The sequence below is a fragment of the Streptomyces cyaneofuscatus genome (assembly GCF_033109485.1).
GTDB classification, from domain to species: Bacteria; Actinomycetota; Actinomycetes; order Streptomycetales; family Streptomycetaceae; genus Streptomyces; species Streptomyces cyaneofuscatus.
In genome coordinates this window covers 3,432,381-3,445,735 of sequence record NZ_CP137002.1, presented here as the reverse complement: position 1 = coordinate 3,445,735, position 13,355 = coordinate 3,432,381, and the positions used below count along the sequence as shown (strand labels likewise).

14 protein-coding genes are annotated in these 13,355 nt (G+C 72.8%); 8 read left to right on the top strand and 6 right to left on the bottom strand.

Features of this window, described 5'->3' with window-relative positions; all coding sequences use genetic code 11:
- Window positions 1-24: 24 nt before the first annotated feature.
- The 3 genes from R2B67_RS14950 to R2B67_RS14940 all read left to right on the top strand — a co-directional run bounded on the left by R2B67_RS14950 (window position 25) and on the right by R2B67_RS14940 (window position 2,595).
- The gene (locus tag R2B67_RS14950) at window positions 25-1,533 is read left to right on the top strand and encodes an ATP-binding protein (RefSeq protein WP_317824857.1); all 1,509 of its coding nucleotides are present in this window, start codon (window positions 25-27) and stop codon (window positions 1,531-1,533) included.
- A complete protein-coding gene (locus R2B67_RS14945; protein WP_317818481.1) occupies window positions 1,530-2,045 on the top strand; it encodes a GerMN domain-containing protein in 516 nt (171 codons plus the stop codon). Before R2B67_RS14950 ends, R2B67_RS14945 begins: the two co-directional genes overlap by 4 nt.
- Window positions 2,046-2,139: 94 nt before the next feature.
- The gene (locus R2B67_RS14940; protein WP_317818478.1) at window positions 2,140-2,595 is read left to right on the top strand and encodes a hypothetical protein; all 456 of its coding nucleotides are present in this window, start codon (window positions 2,140-2,142) and stop codon (window positions 2,593-2,595) included.
- A 24-nt stretch (window positions 2,596-2,619) separates the two neighbouring features.
- Here R2B67_RS14940 and R2B67_RS14935 read toward each other — a convergent pair whose 3' ends face one another.
- On the bottom strand, window positions 2,620-3,219 hold the full coding sequence (locus R2B67_RS14935) for a TetR/AcrR family transcriptional regulator (protein WP_317818473.1): 600 nt from the start codon (window positions 3,217-3,219) through the stop codon (window positions 2,620-2,622).
- A gap of 160 nt (window positions 3,220-3,379) precedes the next feature.
- On the opposite strand from R2B67_RS14935, the gene R2B67_RS14930 reads away from it, so the two are divergent.
- Window positions 3,380-5,692, top strand: a complete 2,313-nt coding sequence (locus R2B67_RS14930) for an exo-beta-d-1,3/1,6-glucosidase (RefSeq protein ID WP_317824856.1) — start codon at window positions 3,380-3,382, stop codon at window positions 5,690-5,692.
- A 41-nt stretch (window positions 5,693-5,733) separates the two neighbouring features.
- Here R2B67_RS14930 and R2B67_RS14925 read toward each other — a convergent pair whose 3' ends face one another.
- Window positions 5,734-6,684, bottom strand: a complete 951-nt coding sequence (locus R2B67_RS14925) for a DMT family transporter (protein WP_317818470.1) — start codon at window positions 6,682-6,684, stop codon at window positions 5,734-5,736.
- 97 nt (window positions 6,685-6,781) lie between these two features.
- On the opposite strand from R2B67_RS14925, the gene R2B67_RS14920 reads away from it, so the two are divergent.
- A complete protein-coding gene (locus R2B67_RS14920; protein ID WP_317824855.1) occupies window positions 6,782-7,345 on the top strand; it encodes a MarR family winged helix-turn-helix transcriptional regulator in 564 nt (187 codons plus the stop codon).
- Here the strand turns inward: R2B67_RS14920 and R2B67_RS14915 are convergent.
- Together R2B67_RS14915 and R2B67_RS14910 are read right to left on the bottom strand one after the other, a co-directional pair.
- Window positions 7,296-7,670, bottom strand: coding sequence for a MerR family transcriptional regulator (locus tag R2B67_RS14915; RefSeq protein ID WP_030567094.1), 375 nt, complete (start codon window positions 7,668-7,670; stop codon window positions 7,296-7,298). The genes R2B67_RS14920 and R2B67_RS14915 overlap by 50 nt on opposite strands.
- A gap of 49 nt (window positions 7,671-7,719) precedes the next feature.
- Complete coding sequence (locus R2B67_RS14910; RefSeq protein ID WP_317824854.1) at window positions 7,720-8,775, bottom strand: MDR family NADP-dependent oxidoreductase; 1,056 nt, start codon at window positions 8,773-8,775, stop codon at window positions 7,720-7,722.
- 237 nt (window positions 8,776-9,012) lie between these two features.
- Here R2B67_RS14910 and R2B67_RS14905 point away from each other — a divergent pair, with 237 nt between their 5' ends.
- Complete coding sequence (locus tag R2B67_RS14905) at window positions 9,013-9,819, top strand: hypothetical protein (protein WP_317818468.1); 807 nt, start codon at window positions 9,013-9,015, stop codon at window positions 9,817-9,819.
- A 212-nt stretch (window positions 9,820-10,031) separates the two neighbouring features.
- Window positions 10,032-10,688 (top strand): TetR/AcrR family transcriptional regulator, encoded by a 657-nt coding sequence (locus R2B67_RS14900; protein WP_317818464.1) that lies wholly within the window; start codon window positions 10,032-10,034, stop codon window positions 10,686-10,688.
- Between the two features lie 287 nt (window positions 10,689-10,975).
- Here R2B67_RS14900 and R2B67_RS14895 read toward each other — a convergent pair whose 3' ends face one another.
- The gene (locus tag R2B67_RS14895) at window positions 10,976-11,686 is read right to left on the bottom strand and encodes a GDSL-type esterase/lipase family protein (protein WP_317818461.1); all 711 of its coding nucleotides are present in this window, start codon (window positions 11,684-11,686) and stop codon (window positions 10,976-10,978) included.
- 162 nt (window positions 11,687-11,848) lie between these two features.
- Between R2B67_RS14895 and R2B67_RS14890 the strand changes: the two genes are divergently transcribed.
- A complete protein-coding gene (locus tag R2B67_RS14890) occupies window positions 11,849-12,916 on the top strand; it encodes an SdiA-regulated/phytase-like domain-containing protein (protein ID WP_317818456.1) in 1,068 nt (355 codons plus the stop codon).
- Between the two features lie 32 nt (window positions 12,917-12,948).
- Here the strand turns inward: R2B67_RS14890 and R2B67_RS14885 are convergent, their stop codons facing one another.
- Entirely contained in the window at window positions 12,949-13,350 is a 402-nt protein-coding gene (locus tag R2B67_RS14885; protein WP_018510858.1) for a PPOX class F420-dependent oxidoreductase, read from the bottom strand.
- Between the last annotated feature and the right edge of the window lie 5 nt (window positions 13,351-13,355).

Below are 13,355 nucleotides of genomic sequence, written 5' to 3'. Positions count from 1 at the left end.
GGGTCCCGGCGGCTCGTCGGCGGGCTGCGGGTCCGGCTCGTCGTCACCTTCGTGGTCGTCGCCCTCATCAGCGCGGTCACGGCCACCGCCCTCGCCTACCGGGACGCCCGCACCGCCGTCCTCCAGCGCACCCAGAACACCGCCGTGAACGACCTCCGCGAGCGGGTCGGCGTGGTCGCCGCCGATGTCGACCTGCCGCCCGACGAGCGCACCCTCGCCCGGTTCGCCTCGAAGGTCTCCGAGGGGATCGGCGCCCGGATCGTGGTCGTCCGCTACCAGGACCTGTCCGCCACCTCCGACACCCTCGCCGAGACGGAGGGCCGGATCACCGCCGAGCTGCGGGCGGCCGTGCGCGCGGGGAGCGGGGCCCGGTTCCAGCGGGTGGAGTGGCGGGGCGAGCCGTACCTGGTCGTCGGCCTGCCCGTGACGTACGCCGACGGGGACCGGCGCACGTCGGGCCTGGAGGTCTTCGCCATCACCGCTCTGCGCGCCGAACGCGACGACACCGCAGCCCTGTTGGACTCCGTGCGGGCGGGCATCGTGCCGGTGGTGGTGCTGGCCGCCGTACTGGCGCTGCTGGCCGCGGGGACGGTCCTGCGGCCGGTACGGAAACTGGGCCGCGCCACCCGTGAACTCGCCACCGGGGACCTGGGCAGCCGGGTAGCGGTCCGGGGTCACGACGAACTCGCCGACCTGGCAAGGACGTTCAACGAGACCGCCGACGCACTCCAGGCGTCCGACACGGAGTTGCGGGCGCAGGAGGCGAAGGCGCGCCGGTTCGTGGCGGACGTGTCGCACGAACTCCGTACGCCCCTGGCCGCGATGACGATGGTGGCGACCGTACTGGAGGAGGACGCCGACCAGTTGCCCCCGGACGCGGCGCGCGCGGCCCGGACCGTCGGCGCCGAGACCGCCCGGCTCTCCCGGCTGGTCGACGACCTGATGGAGATCTCCCGCTTCGACGCCAAGGCGGTACGGCTGAACGCGTCCGTGACGGACCTCGCCGACACCGTACGGGCGTCGCTCGCCCTGCGCGGCTGGACGGACCGGGTGACCGCCGAACTCCGGGAAGGCGTACGGGCGGTGGTAGACCGGCGGCGCGTCGACGTGATCGTGGCGAACCTGGTGGGCAACGCGCTGCGGCACGGGGCGCCGCCGGTGACGGTGACCCTCGCGGTGGCCGACGGGGGTGAGCGGGGCGACGGGGGTGAGTCGGGTGACGGGGGTGAGTGGGTGGTGCTGGAGGTCGCGGACCATGGGCCCGGGCTGGCTCCCGAGGCGCGGGAGCGGGTCTTCGACCGGTTCTACAAGGCAGACGTGGCCCGCACGCGGAGCACCGACACCGACACCGGCGACAGGGCCGATAGCGGCGATAGTGGCGACAGCGGTGGGCAGGGCAGCGGGCTCGGGATGGCGATCGCGCTGGAGAACGCGCGGCTGCACGGCGGCACGATTGAGGTTGGCCAACAGCCGCTCGGTGGCGCGGTGTTCACGCTGCGGCTGCCGCTGCGTACGGGGGAGGAGGGCGAGTGAGGGTTCAGCGAGGGGCCGTCGTGCTCGCCGTACTCGGCGTTCTGGGGGCCTTGCTCGCCGGGTGCGGCGTCGGGGTGCGGCCGACCGGGGTCATAGACGCGGGGGAGCCCGCGTCGGGGCTGACGCGCGGGGCCCGGCTGTACTTCGCGTCCGGCAGCGGCCTGCGCGCGGTGCCCCTCATCGACCGGGACGTGAGCAACCTCGACGCCGCGATGAAGCTGCTCTCCCAGGGGCCGTCCTCCGCCGAGCAGCGCGAGGGGCTGACCACCCTGATCCAGGGCGTCAGCGGTTACGCGGTGACCGGCGACGGGCCCCGCGTCACGGTGCGGCTGGAGGGCCCGTACTGGGCGGCGGAACGCGACCAGGCCACCGGGCAGCTGGTGTGTACGCTGGCGAGCTTCCAGTCCGTCCGCGAGGCGGAGGTTCGGGCCGACGGCGTGGAGGTGACCGTACGGCCGGGGGAGGGGCCCACGCTGGGGCCGCTGCGGTGCGCGGAGTTCCTGGGCGGGTAGGCGGGGGCCAGGGGCTCATGACAGCCTGGGGCATCTGCGCGTACCCGGAAGGTGTGCAGAGAGGAACGAACGGAACGGAACAAGGGACCATCTGGTGGACGACTCGGCCCTCCTGGAAGCCTTCGAGCAGCACGAGGGTTCCAGCAAGGATTTCTACCTCAACGTCGGCCCGGCCGATATCGGCGGCGAGCCCGCCCCCTGGGACAGCGCCGTCTTCGCCGAGCGACTGCGGAGGGATGTGGAGGCGGTGCTCTCTCTCACCTTCGACCTGATCCGGGACGCCGCGGACCCGACCGGGGGCTACACCTACTGGTACGAGAGCGACGAGCGCAGCGTCTCCCTCCAGATGAGCGATCCGGAGGAGGGCCACCCCTTCGACAAGGTCCCCGCCTGGCTGATCATCCGGTCGCGGTCCGAGAAGGTGGCCACGTGGGAACTCTCGGCCGGCCTCTACCGGGATCTGTGCTCCCTGGGCGCGTACTTCATCCTCGCCGAGACGAAGCACGGCGACCTGGTCACCGCGAACTTCGACGTGGGCGACGACTGGTAGCCGTACCGCCGTGAGGAACGGCCCTCAGAACTCCACGGTCAACTGGGCCCGGATGTGGGCCCGCAGGACGCCCGCCATGTCCGTCGTGCAGTCGCTGATCAGCCACTGGATCTGCAGGCCGTCCATGAGGGCGATCAACTGCTGCGCGGCGGAAGCCGGTTCGACGTCGTCGCGCAGCGCGCCCGCCTCCCGGGCCTGGGCGTAGGCGCGTTCGGTGTTGGCGACGGACGTACGGTAGCGGGCCTCGAAGTACGCGTGCGCCGGGTGGTCGGGGGCGGTGGCCTCCGCCGCGACCACCGAGAACAGCTCGACGATCCCGCGCCGCTTGGCGTTCAGCTCGGCGAGGTCCACCAGCCGGCGCAGATGGTCGACGCCCCGGGTGACGCCCAGGGCCAGCCACTCGTCGTCCACGTCGTCGCGGCGCTGGAGCACCGCGAGGAGCAGCGCCTCCTTCGTCGGGAAGTGGTGCAGGAGGCCCGGGTGCGAGATGCCGCAGCGGGTGGCGATGACGCGCAGCGAGGCACCCCGGTAGCCGGCCTCGCCGAACAGGGTCATCGCCTGGTCGAGGATCTCGATCCGCTTGGCCCGGCCCTTGGCGTAGCCGCGCCGCGTTCCCGGGGTCACGCGCATTCACCCGCTGTCATCGGACGCCTCTCTCGTTCCCCCGGAGCTCCGCCCGAGCTCCGCCCGAGCTCCGCCCCAGATTCTCACAAGGTTGAATACTTACCAAGCGGTCGGTATTGAGCGTACGGTACTGCGGAGTGCCGTCGTGAAAGGAACTCCTGTGGGCCTCCTGCCGCCGTACCTCGACCCCGCGCTCCCCGTCGCGGACCGGGTCGCCGATCTCCTGGGCCGCATGACGCTGCCCGAGAAGGTCGGCCAGATGCTCCAGCTCAACGCCAAGGAGGGCGTGCGGCACCTCGTGGAGGAGCTGCACGCCGGGTCGATCCTGCACGCCTCGCCCGAGCGGGTGCTGGAGGCGGCCGCCCTCACCGAGAAGACCCGGCTGCGCATCCCGCTGCTCGTGGCGGAGGACTGCATCCACGGCCACTCCTTCTGGGAGGGCGCGACGATCTACCCGACGCAGCTCGGCATGGCGGCCACCTGGGACACGGACCTGGTGGAGCGGATCGCGCGGGCGACGGCGGTGGAGGTCGCGGCGACCGGGGTGCACTGGACGTTCTCGCCGGTCCTCTGCATCACCCGCGACCTGCGGTGGGGCCGGGTGAGCGAGACCTTCGGCGAAGATCCCTTCCTCATCGGTGAGTTGGGATCGGCCATGGTGCGCGGCTACCAGGGCGAGGGGCTCACCGACCCGACCGCGATCCTGGCCTGCGCCAAGCACTTCGCCGGGTACTCCGAGACCCAGGGCGGCCGCGACGCCAGCGAGGCGGACATCTCCCGGCGCAAGCTGCGCTCGTGGTTCCTCCCGCCGTTCGAGCGGGTCGCCAAGGAGGGCTGCCGGACGTTCATGCTCGGCTACCAGTCCATGGACGGCGTGCCGATCACCGTCAACGACTGGCTGCTCGGCGAGGTGCTGCGCGGCGAGTGGGGCTACACCGGCACGCTGGTCACGGACTGGGACAACGTCGGCCGCATGGTGTGGGAGCAGCAGATCTACGCCGACTACGCGCAGGCGTCGGCGGCGGCGGTCCGCGCGGGCAACGACATGGTGATGACGACTTCGAAGTTCTTCGACGGCGCCCAGGAGGCGGTGGCGGAGGGCACGCTCACCGAGGCGGAGATCGACGCCGCCGTACGCCGCATCCTGACGCTCAAGTTCGAGTTGGGGCTCTTCGAGAATCCTCGCCACCCCGACGCCGCCCGGCAGGCCGAGTTCATCGGCAGCGCCGCGCACGCCGAGCTCAACCTGGAGGCCGCCCGGCGCTCGCTGGTGCTCCTGACCAACGACGGCACGCTGCCGCTGGCGGGCGGCCTGGAGGCGGAGGACCCGGGCAGCCTCACCGCGCACGGCGGCGGACGGGCCCGGACCACGGGCTCCGGCCCCCGTACGGTTGCCGTCGTCGGCCCCAACGCCCATGACGCGCAGACCCAGTTGGGCGACTGGGCGGGCTCCTCGGGGCAGGCGGACTGGCTCCCCGACGGGCAGCCGCGCGCCATGATCCGTACCGTCCTCGACGGCTTCCGGGACCGGGTCCCCGCCGACTGGACCGTGACGTACGCGCCCGGCGCCCGCATCCTGGACGTCGGGCCCGACCCGGAGGGCGAGTTCTTCCCCGACGGGCAGCCGCGCCCCGAGGTCGTCGTCCCGGCCGAGCCCGACCCGGCGCTCATCGCCGAGGCCGTCGCCGCCGCCGAGGCCGCCGATCACGTGGTCGCCGTCGTCGGTGACCGGATCGAGCTGATCGGCGAGGGCAAGTCGACCGCCACCCTCGAACTCGTCGGCGACCAGGTTGCGTTGATCGACGCGCTGGCGGCGACCGGCAAGCCGCTGGTCGTCGTGGTCATCAGCTCCAAGCCGCTGGTGCTGCCGCCGTCCGCGCTCGGTGCGGCGGCGATCGTGTACGCGGCCAACCCGGGGATGCTCGGCGGTACGGCGGTGGCGGAGCTGCTCCTCGGCTTGATCGAGCCGACCGGCCGGCTCCCGCTCTCCTTCGCCCGGCACGCGGGGCAGCAGCCGACGTACTACAACCAGGTGCGCGGCCAGCACGGCACGCGGTACGCGGACCTCACGCAGAGCCCGGCGTTCGCGTTCGGGGAGGGCCTGAGCTACACGACCGTGGAGTACACGGATCTGGAGCTGCTGACGGCGGTCGTCGAACCGACGGAGACCGTACGCGCCCGGGTGACGCTCACCAACTCCGGTGCCCGGCCCGCGCTGGAGACCCTCCAGGTGTACGTGAGCGACACGGTGACATCCGTGACCTGGGCGGAGAAGGAGCTGAAGGCGTACGAGCAGGTGGCCTTGGCGGTCGGGGAGTCCCGCCAGGTGTCGATCGAACTGCCCGTCGCCGCCTGCACGTTGGTGGACGCGCAGGGGCGGCGCGTGGTGGAGCCGGGGCGCTTCGAGCTGCTGGTGGGGCCGTCGTCGCGGGACGAGGCGCTGCTACGGGCGGAGTTCGCGGTGAAGGGGTGATGCGGGCGGTCTTCACGGTGACGGGGTGATGCGGGCCGTTTTCACGGTGACGGGGTGATGCGGGAGGGGCGCTCGGTGGGGCCAGGGGGCTCGGAGGGCTCGGCTGGCTCGGCGGGCTCGGGGGCCTCCGGCGGTGGTGCGGGGGTTCGGGCGGCGCGCTGGCCGAGTACGACTCCGCACAGCGTGAGTACGAGACCGAGGACCTGCCGGCCCGAGAGGCTCTCGCCGGCGAGGAGGAGCCCCAGCAGCACGCCCGTCACGGGGTTGAGCAGCCCCAGCAGGCCGACCGTCCCCGCCGGCAGGTGCTTCAGCCCCAGGAACCAGGCGGCGAACGCGATGCCCGTGGCCACCACGGCGAGGTAGCCGAACCCGAGGAGTGCGGGCCCGTCCAGCGCGGGCGGCGCGCCCTCCACGAGGGCCGCGCACGGTACGAGCAGCAGCCCGCCGCCGAGCAACTGCCAGCTGGTGGCGGCGAGTACGTCCACCCCGCCGCTCCACCGCTTGGCCAGGACATACCCGTACGAGGACATCGCCATGGCCCCGACCGAGGCGAGCACGCCGATCGCGTCCACCGAACCGGCGGCCGTGAACACCATCAGGCAGACACCGCCGACACCGGTCATGGCCCCGGCGAGGTGCTTCCAGCCGGGCCGCTCACCGACCAGCGGCCAGGCCAGCATCATCATGAACAGGGGTGCGAGGGCCATGATGATCGACGCCAGGCTGGTGGGGAGGCGCTGCGCCGCCACGTAGACGAGCGCGAAGAAGCCGCTCATGTTCAGGGCGCCGAGCACCAGGGACTTCCACCACCAGCTCCCGTGCGGCAGCTTCCGGCAGACGGCCAGGAGGAGCAGCCCGGCGGGCACGGCCCGGAAGGCGGCCCCGTACAGCGGGTGACTCTCGGGCAGATACTCGCGCGTGACGAAGTACGTCGTGCCCCAGGCCACGGGGGCCACCGCCGTGACCAGCGACCATTTCAGGTTACCTTCCATGGAAGCTATTATGCCTTCCATGGAAGGTAATTTTCGGGATCCGGCTCCGGAGGGCTCGGACGAGGGGGAGGGGCCGGGGCGCACGGGTCCCGACCATGTGGCCCGTATCCAGGCCGAATGGGCGCGAGAGCGCCCGGACGTGGACGTGTCCCCGCAGGCGGTCATCGGCCGGCTGCACCGCCTGGGCCACCTCCTGACCGCCCGCCTCGACGTCGTCTACCGGACCCATGGCCTGTCGGAGGGCGAGTTCGACGTCCTGGCCGCGCTGCGCCGGGCCGGGGAGCCCTTCGAGCGGGCACCGGGCGAGCTGGCCGCGCACACGATGGTCACCACGGGCGCGATGACCAAGCGGATCGACCGCCTCCAGCGCGCCGGCCTGGTGACCCGGCGCCGCTCGGCGGCGGACGGCCGGGGCCGGGTGGTGGCGCTGACCCCGGCGGGCCGGTCCCTGATCGACCGGGCGTTCACCGAGCACATGCGCAACGAGCGGAACCTGCTGGACGCGCTGGACCCGCGGGAGGCGGAGGAGCTGGAGCGGCTGCTGACGGGGTGGCTGGCGCGGGTGGAGCCTGTGGAGCCGGTGGAGTCGGTGGAGCCGGTGGGCGGGCCCGCTACGGCTCCCCGAACACCCGGCGGGCCAGCTCCTCGCGGAGGCGGGTGAGGCGGGCGATCTCGGCGTCGAGCAGGGCGAGCCGCCGGCCGACGACCCCCGCACCGGAGCCCGCCGGGGCGTCGGGGGACCCGCACCGGGGCGGCGGGCCCTCGGTCAGGAGGTGGAGGCGGTCCGCCAGGGATCGCAGGTCCTCGATGGTGAACCCGGAGCCGAGCAGCTCGCGGATGACCCGGAGCCTGGCGACCTCGGCGGGCCGGTAGTCGCGCTGGCCCGAGGCGGTGCGGGCGGGCGGCGGGAGGAGCCCGCGCTGTTCGTACAGCCGCAGCGCCCTGGGGGTGCACCCCGCCGCCGCTGCCGCCTCACCGATCCGCATCGAAGCCCACCCCTGCCCACCCCGTCCCACCCCGCCGAGCCGTCGGCCGCTACAACTCCACGACGACGGCCCCGAAGTGCCGCCCTTCGAACAACTCCTGCAACGCCTGCGGCGCCCGATCGATGCCCGTGACCCGGGCGTGCGGGAAGGTGATCTCGCCTGACCGCAGCCACGCCCCGAACCGCCCGTTCCACTCCTCCTCGACGTCGGGGTGGTCCGTACCGCTGTAGCCGCGCAGCGAGAGGCCCTTGACGACGATCCGGAACGAGTCGATCTCCACGGGCGCGCTGCCGCCCGCCCGCCGCGCCGACAACTGCCCGTCCAACGCCCCGACCAGGGCGAAACGGGCCCCGTGCCGGGCCGCGCCGACGGCCGCCGCGAGCTGTTCGCCGCCGACGGTGTCGAGCAGGACGTCGATGCCGTCGGGCGCGGCCTCGGCGAGCTGAGCGGCGAAGGAGGCTCGGGGGCCTGCCAAGTCTCCCTCGCCTCCCCGGTCTCCCAGGAGGACGGCGTCGTAACCGAGTTCGGCGGTGAGCCGCCCGGCCTTCTCGGGCGACCTGGTGGTGCCGATCACCCGCCCGGCGCCCAGCAGCCGGGCGACCGGACCGGCGAGGGTGCCCACGGCTCCGGCGGCGCCGGTGACCAGGACGGTGTCGCCGGTACGGACGGGGGCGAGCCGGGTGAGGGCCCCGTACGCGGAGGACCCCTGGGAGAGGTGGGCGACCGGATCGGGCAGCGTGTCCCCGACGGGCGTGCAGTGGGCGGCGTCCACCACGGCGTGGTCCCGCCACCCCTGAAGGTGGGTGACGGTGTCGCCGGGTCGCAGCGGACTGCCGTCCCCCGCCGCGACGACCTCCCCGACGGCAGGCCCGAACAGCGCGTCGCCGCTGCTCAGCGCGGGGAGCGGCACGCCGTCGACCTCTCCGCCGATGAGGGTACGCAGACCGGGGAAGACCAGGAAGTAGCGGTTCCGGACGAGGACTTGGCCCGCTCCGGGGGTGGGGAGGGGCGCTTCGACGACGGCGAAGTCGGCGGGTGTGGGCAGTCCTGGGGGAGCGGAGACCAGACGGACTTCGCGGGCGGTACGGGGGAGGGGCGGGGTGATGGACATGCTGAATCTCCTGGGCTCGGGCCTGTCGGCTCACCGGCTCTCCGGCTCACCAGCTCTCTGGCTCACCGGCTTTCCGGCTCACCGGCTCACCGGCTTTCGCGCGGCGGGTGCGGGGACGCTAACCCCTGCCCCGTACGTCAGGGTCAAGCCGACCCCGTGTGAACAGGCGTGATGCGGGCAACGGCGGTAAGGAGGCGGATCCGCCTCCGGGACCGACCTGGGAGAACCGCCGTGACGTACGCCAATGCCGAAGACTGCTCGCCCCAGCTGCGGGGCGCCCTCGAAGCGGTCATAGGCGGATACATGGCGGCCGTCGCGGAGGTGCTGCTGGCCGAGGAGATCCCGGTCGTCTCCGTCTCGGCGTACGGGGATGTGCACGACCCGAGCCAGGACGACTTCGAGGGGGACGTCGAGGGGAGCGTGGAGTTCACGCCCGCGTTCAGCCGGACGTTGCTGGGCAACGGCGGGGAGACGGGGCTGCTGTGGTGCGGCGTCTCGGGGTGGTGCTTCTTCCACATCCCCGAGGGTTCCGGTCGTTCGCTGCTGGACTCCGCCCGCTGGATGGGGAGCGGGCTGACGCCCGAGCCGGTACGTGTCGCCGCGTTCCTCTCCGAGGTGCGGCTGGACCCGCGCGAGGCGGGAAGCGCCGAGCGGCCCTTCTACCGCGCGCCGCACAGCGAGCCGGACATCCTGCTCCGGCGACTCGAAGCCTTCGGCACGGTGGACGGCGGTGCGGAGCCGTGGGCGTGGGCCGGGGAGGACCAGGCCGTCGCCCGCCTGCGGAGCACGGCCTTCCGGCGGCGCGCCGTGGAAGCGCTCACGGCGGCGGACCAGGAGATCGTCGACGTGGCGCTCCACACCGGTGAACTGGACGCGTTGGCAGGCCTGCTGGAGTACGTCGAGGGGGTCACGCCGGACGACGGGCTGCGCGAGCTGGCCCGGCGCCTGGCCCGCGACCTGGCCCTGCGGGCGCGCGACGGCGTCGAGAGCGTCGACGAGCACCGGGAGGCGTTCGCGTACGCGGAGGAGCAGGGCTGACAGCCCGTCGCACTCCCACTTCCCAGCGCACCGATCGACGCACCGATCGACGCACCGATCGACGCGCCGAGAAGAAGCGTTTCCGCGTGCGGTCATTCGCCCGTACGGGTGTGGCGTGGCACCCCGGCGGCGCTCCGGGCGCGCACAATGGGGCGGCGGTTCGTGCAGAGGTGCCGAGGCCCTCTCCCGCACCTTGCGCTGAAGGAGGACCGGTGGCTGATGGCTGGGCGGTTCAGCGGACGGGGCCCGGTGACCAGGCCCGTACCCAGGCGAGGGAACAACTGCTGAACGCCGCACGGGAGCTGTACGGGGTCGTCGGCTACCGGGAGACCTCGGAGGCGGACCTCTGCGAGGCGGCCGGGGTCACGCCCGAGGTGCTCCGGCAGGAGTACGGGACACGGGAGGGGCTGCTCATCGCCCTGCACAACCGGGTCACCACCACCGGCCTGCGGGCCATGGAGGCCGCCCTGCTCTCCGAGGGGATGGACGAGTGCTCGATCGCGGAGAGGGTCCGGCGCCTCTTCGACGCGTACGTGGAGTCCGTCACCCGGGACCCGCGCGAGGCACGGGTGACCTTCGTCGAGGTGCTGGGCGTGAGCGCGGTGGTGGACGAGCACTGCAAGCTCTGGCGCGCGCTGTGGACGGAGTTCCTCACGGGGGAGGCGGAGCGGGCGGTGGAGCGGGGCGAGGCGGAGGACCGGGACCACCGGGTCGACGTCATGGTGATGGTCGGCACGGTCCACGAACTGATGGCCCACCACACCCGCCGCTGCCGCCGGGCCCGCCCGGAGGAGGTCTCCGGCGAACTGACCCAACTGGCACTGACGATGCTGGGGTCCCAGCCGGTCGGTCCGACGCCTCCACGATGACCGATCCGCGGACCAGCGCGTCGGCCGACGGGCCGGTGAGGGTGACCGGGCGGTGCGGGGCGGATCGAAGGACCCGACGCTCCGCCGGTACCGCTCGATGCCGGTCAGGGTGACCCGTAGGTCTGCGGGGAGGGTTGCGTCGCTCCGGTCGGGGACGAACGTCCGGCCGACGCGGACGATGCCTCCGACGCAGCGCACGATGAAGACGCGGTCCCGGTCGGTGGTGCCCTCGGCCGCGTAGATCTGCATGCGCGCGGCGCGTGGGCCGTTCACCTACGGGCCGCCGCTCAGGCCGGTTGCGGTTGCGGTGTCGCCTGCTGCCGCGCGTACGGACCGCCCAGACCCCAGGCCTGGTGCATCGCGTCGGCGAAGGCGGCGGCGAGGAGGTGTTCGCCGGTCGGGCCGGGGTGGGTGCCGTCGTACGTGTCCGTGTGGATGTCGTAGCCCGGCGGGCGCGAGGCCAGGAGGAGTGGGGAGACGGGGGTGTCCAGGTCGGCCACGGCCTTGGCGAGGAGTTCGTTGAAGCGGGCGCAGGAGGCGGCGAAGGGGGCGTCCGACTCGGCCCGGACGTTCGGTATCACCGGGAGCAGCACCATCCGGATCTGCGGGTTGGCCGTGCGGGCCGCCTCGATGAACGCGCGGGCGTTGGCCGCCGTCTGCTCGGCGTCCGTGTAGAACCCGAGGTCTATCAGGCCCAGCGAGACCAGCAGCACGTCCGCCTCCGCCGCGCGCACCGCGTCCGCGATCGCCGGCGCCATGTGCAGCCACCCCTCGCCCCAGCCCGCCAGGTGCCTGCGCGCGTCGGGCGGGAAGGACGGGTCGGCGTACGCGTCGGAGAGCGGGGCGTTCGCCTCGGGGTCGTACAGCGTCGTGCGCGGCCCGACGATCTCGTACGGAGTCGTGCAGACCGCCTCAAGGTGCTGCCACAGGCGGTAGCGCCAGGTGAAGTCGCCGGTGGCGCCGATGGTCATGGAGTCGCCGACCGGGAGAAAACGCATGGCGTCATCATGGCCGATCACGGCTGTGGCCTGCGACGTGACGATGGACACGGTGGGGGCGGGCCTCGCGGTGGACGGGGGGCGGGGCCCTGCGGTGGACGGGGCCGGGGCTGTGGGCGGGGCCGGGCCTTGGACAGGGCCGCGACCGTGGACACTTGGGCCATGCGTCCGTATCCGAGCCGCCCGGCACGTCTCGCCGTTCCCGCCGTTCCCGCCGCAGCCCTGCTGCTGCTCCTGGGGGCCGCCTGCCCCGCCGTCGCCGCCGACGGGGACCCCGACCGTGACTTCACGATCGAGGACTCCCGTATCACCGAGTCCAGCGGCCTCGCCGCCAGCCGTCTGCACCCCGGCGTCTACTGGACGCACAACGACAGCGACGACGGCCCCTACGTCTTCGCCGTCGACTCCCGCACCGGGAAGACCGTCGCGACCATCACCATGCGGGGCGTGGGGGAGCCGCGGGATGTGGAGGGCATTTCGATCGGGCCCGACGGGGACATCTACGTCGGTGACATCGGGGACAACCTGGACGGCACCTGGTCCCACGTATGGATCTATCGCTTTCCCGAGCCCAAGGTCCTCCGCGACGCCACCGTCACCGCCACCCAGTACGACGTGAAGTACGCCGACGGGGCCCGCAACGCCGAGGCGCTGATGGTCCACCCCACGACCGGGCGCGTCTACATCGCCTCCAAGAACGAGGACGGCGGCGGGCTCTACGAAGGGCCCGCGAAGCTCACCACCGGTGCCACGAACACCTTCCGGCGGGTCGGCGAGGTGCCGTGGGTGACGGACGGGGCCTTCTCGCCCGACGGGGGCTCGCTGGTGCTGCGCTCGTACTTCAGCGCCCGCGTGTACGACTTCGAGGACGGCCGCCTCGGGGAAAGCCGGTCGGTCGCCGCACCGTTCCAGCGGCAGGCGGAGTCGGTGACGTACACGGCGGACGGATCGGCCCTGATGTTCGGCTCCGAGGGGGCGGGCAGCGGGGTCGTGCGGGTCGAGATCGAAGGGGGCGCCAAGCCGTCGGGGGGCGGCGAGGAGAAGGGGAAGCCCTCCGGGAGTTCCGGGAGTTCCGGGAGTTCCGGGAGTTCCGGGAGTGGAACTTCCTCCTCCGGGGCGGGTGACGGTCAGGACGGTGACGGCAAGGGCAGTGTGGGGCTCGGTGCGGTGATCATCGTCGGGGTGGGGGCCCTGTGGTTCGCGCTCCGGCGGAAGCGGGGGCAGGGGTGAGGGGATAGGCCCGTGGCGCCCCCCTCGAACCCTCAGTCGCCGTTCACCACCGGCCACACCTCGTAGTGCAGCGTCCTGTCCCGCTTCAGCCGGTGCGCCAGCGGGACGAGTACGCCCTGCACGATCGGGTACTTCCGCGACAGCATCCGTGCCGCGTGCGTGTTCTCCTTCGTGCCCGGCCGCAGCAGCCGTGCGTGGGCGCTGATCTCCGGTCCCGTGGGTCTGCCCCGGACCGTGCACGGGGCGAGCTCCACCTTCGGGTGGTTACGCATCCGCTCGACCTTCCAGGCCGAGGAGAACGTACGGATGAAGGCGTGATCGCCCTCGACGGCGATGTTCACGGGCGTGCCGACCGACGTGCCGTCCTGGCGGTGCGTGCTCAGCAGGACGGCGTACTGCTTCACGAACGGGGCTAGCTCCCGGCTGGCGTCCATATATC